General features: G+C 65.4%; 1 protein-coding gene and 1 pseudogene. Both read right to left on the bottom strand.

Features of this window, described 5'->3' with window-relative positions; genetic code table 11:
- Positions 1 to 60: 60 nt before the first annotated feature.
- Positions 61 to 2,694 carry a protein kinase domain-containing protein gene (locus VML93_RS04640; protein WP_325608154.1) on the bottom strand — a complete coding sequence of 878 codons (2,634 nt, stop codon included), beginning with the start codon at positions 2,692 to 2,694 and terminating at the stop codon, positions 61 to 63.
- Between the two features lie 362 nt (positions 2,695 to 3,056).
- Positions 3,057 to 3,793, bottom strand: a pseudogene (locus VML93_RS04635) (hypothetical protein); the annotation flags it as partial.

Below are 3,793 nucleotides of genomic sequence, written 5' to 3'. Positions count from 1 at the left end.
AGCGACACCGGCCAGCAGTTGTGCTTCCGTATCGGCGTTGAGGAACTGGCGAAGCAGTGATCAGGATGTGGATGTGCAAAACGACACCAAGATGCGTCCCCCGTGACTCTCCGCCAAAGCTGACTGCTCGGCCTCATTTAGGGACGATCCGCTTGACCAACCACGCGCACCCCTACCACCGTCAGCGAGCGCGACGCACCCGTTTTGCCTCCACGCAACCAACCTGCAGTTGCCGCCATTCTGGCGGCATCTAGTCATCGCCGCGGCCTTAGCTGCGTCCATAGTGTTGTAGTTATTCGCCCAACCGTAACCACCGGTGTCCGAGACCGCGATAGCGGCGTACATGTCGGCGGGCGGTGGCGGTGGCGGTGGCGGGACGTAAGTCGGCTCCGGCGTGTAGGTGTAAGTGGGGGATGGCGCGTAGGTCGGGCTGTACGTGGGAAATGTTGGAGCAGTAGAGGATCTGGGGGGATTCGTAAAGGTGCTCTGGTACGGGAATGTGGTTGTCGTTGTGCTGGCGTGATTGCTGGACGTAGTCAATGCCGCGATCACCGCGATCAACGCGATCAACCCGATCACCGTGATGAAGACGATGGCGACGACGAGCCCAGTTTTGCTCGTCGAACGGGTCGGCGGTGTCGTTGGTGGTGGTAGCCACGGGCTGATTGGCAACGGGCCGGACGGGGGCGGACCGGACGGCGGCGGGCCGGACGGGGGCGGACCGGACGGCGGCGGGCCGGACGGGGGCGGACCGGACGGCGGCGGGCCGGACGGGGGCGGACCGGACGGCGGCGGCCCAGACGGCGGCGGCCCGGACGGGCCGACCGGCGGTCCGGAGTGCGCGGAGGGTCTGGAGTACACGACCGGTATTGATGGTGGAGGGGGTGGGGTACCGAGCAGCTTGGGGTCTGGTGTGGTGGCCGGCGGCTGGAGTTGTGCGTGTTTGATTGCGCTCGTGAGCACGTAGTTCCACGCTTCGGGCAGCGGCCGCTGGTGAGGTTGCTTGGTCAGGGCGTCGGTAATGACTTGGCGCAGCAGTGTCGGTGTGGTGGCGGGAAGGTGTCGGGGGTTGGTGGTGTCGTGGTCGCCGGCTATCAGCCGCAGCGCCAACAGGCCCAGCTTGTAGGTGTCGGAATAGATGGTGGCTAGTTCCTCACCCCGCGGTGCGTTCCATCCCGGTGTTTCGACTTGGGGCAGTGCCGAGACGGTGTTGATGCGCATCGCGTCGCAGTCGATGAAGTAGACGGCCTCGTGTGGGGTCAGGGAGAAGAGCAGGTTCTTCGGGGAGATGTCGCCGACGCAGACGCCGTGTTTGTGCAAAAACGCCAGCGCGGAGGCGGTTTCGCGGAGCAAGGTGAAGCGTTGGGCGTCGTCGATGGTGATGCCGCGGGCGGCCAGGACCGCCGGGTGATTCAACAGATGTTGGAATTCGGCGGTGCTGGTCGAGACGCCCTTGGCCGTGGTGAGTGGGATCAGGAATGCGTCGGGGATGGCGGGCATCACGAATCCGGTGGGGGCACCGGACTCCTGAATGATGGCGCAGGGCCAGGCCGCGATAGAGATCAGGCGTTCGGCTTGGGTATAGGTCAGTGATTCTTCGACCAGTGCGGGCATGGCGGCGAGGGCGGTGAAGTCGATCTCGGTGCGGGTTTGGGGCTTGTATTCCTTGTAGACCATCGAAGCCGCGAACTTGGTTTTGACGTTGGGTGCCCGATAGACGACGCCTTGTCCGCCCTGGCCGATCTTGGTCAGCACCCCGAGTCTGTCGCGTTCGATCACTTGCCCGGCCTTGGCCGGTTTCCGTCGCTGCCACGGGGTCGGGGTCGATTTGGTGGCCTGTTGCCGTGCCGGGTCGGGGGCCGGATGCGGGGCGGGGGCCGAAGTCAGGACTTGACGTGCGGCGGTGGCCAACTCGCGGGTGGTTTGGTAGCGCTGGTCGGGCTTTTTGGCCATGCCGGTGGCGATCACCGCGTCCAACCCGGCGGGGACGCCGGAGCGCAGGCTGCTGGGTTTCGGCGGGTCCTTGGTCAGGTGTCCGGCGATCTGCTGTTCCATACTGTCCCCGGGGTAAGGCTGCACGCCGGTCAGGCATTCAAACAGCACACACGCCAGGGAGTAGACGTCGACGCGGGCATCGGCGGTGACGCTGGTGAAGCGCTCGGGGGCCATGTAGGCGAAAGTGCCGACCATGGTGCCGGTCTGGGTGAGCTTGGTGGTCGCCGTGGCGTCGTGAGCAATACCGAAATCGATCAGATACGTGAAATCATTGGCGCTCACCAGCGCGTTGGACGGTTTGATGTCGCGGTGCACCAGCCCGACCGCATGCGCGGCGTGCAGCGCCGAGGCCAGTTGTTCGATCACGCGGACGGCGCGTTGTGGGGGCATCGGCCCGTCTCGGGCCAGCAGACCATGCAGGTCGGTACCGTCGACGACCGGCATCACCAGATACAGCTGCTTCTCGAATTCCCCGGTGTCATAAATCGGGACAATGTGCGGCTCGGTCAGCCGGGCGGCGATATGGGCCTCGCGGCGAAACCGTTCCCGATACCCCGGCTCAGCACTCAACTCAGCGGGCAACACCTTGATCGCCACATCGCGCCCGATCACGCTGTCATGGGCCTTGTACACCTTGCCCATGCCACCCTCGCCGATCAACGCGACCAGCCGATACCGCCCGAACACCACCTCATCCACCGGCGGCCTCCCTCACCCAAACCCGGTCGGTAATGCTACCGACCCACCCCACTGCCCATCATCGATTCACCAAACCGCCAGCTTGACGGCACCCAGCGGGATTCAAATCACCCGGCAGCGACCGGACGCCGCATATCCCGCTGCCGCCGGCCTGCCATCCCCGGCCGCTGCTGCTCGCAACGGGGCCACCCGGGCCACGGCGTTCGCGCCGAATCGAAAGCCGCCGAACACAATTCAGCAGTACCAGGATTCCGTGATCGGGATCCGATCACATTGGAGCAGAATATGACTGGTCGAAGATACCGTCGCCGGCGCCCGCCATTGCCTACCGGAAAGTGTTGCGGTTATCGCGAATACACCGGCTAGTAGAGGTAGACCTTGGCATCGTTGCCGCCGGTGCACGTGGTCCAGCCGCCGGCGCCATCCCGGACGCAGATCATGATGAAGTTGTTGCCGTCGCATTGAATGTATTTGGACGGGTTTTCCTGCTGGACAGTCGGGCATGCGGCTCTTGGGCTGCCGACACTGAGTTGGGCTGCAGAGGGCTGGGCCACGTACGCGGACAGGACGTTCTTGGCAAACGGGCAGGACGTCCTATTTGAGCCCCGCCCCAGATGGGTGAATCCCGACCCATTCGGGATCGCGTACCCGTTGCAACTTTCGCCATTCATGTCCGGGTCCGGATCCGATGGCGGAGGCACCACCGCGGTCGGCGTATTGATCGCACTCGACGTCCACGTGGGATAGGGCCACGCCTGGGTGGTAGTGGTTCCGGGTGCGCTGGTGGTGTTGTGGTCGCTGTTGGCCAGGCTGACCGCGGCGATGATCAGTACGACGATGACGGCGGCCGCGCCCAAGCCGACCCAGAGCGGGGTTTTTGAGGAGGTCGGTGTGCTCGCCGGTGCCACCCAGACCGGTGTCACTCGCGCGGGTGCCGGCGGTGGTGGTGGTGCCGAGGGGCGCACCGGGGGCGCCGAATGCGGGGTGGCGCGCGAGCGCACCACCGGGATGGGGGGTGCGGCCGGGGCGGTGGGGGCCGGGGCCGGGTTGTTCTGCTGGTGCTGGGCCTGTTCGATGGCGTGGCCCAACACGTAGGTCC

The organism is Mycobacterium sp., from assembly GCF_035499775.1.
GTDB lineage: Bacteria > Actinomycetota > Actinomycetes > Mycobacteriales > Mycobacteriaceae > Mycobacterium.
This window is presented reverse-complemented; position numbering and strand designations above follow the sequence as displayed.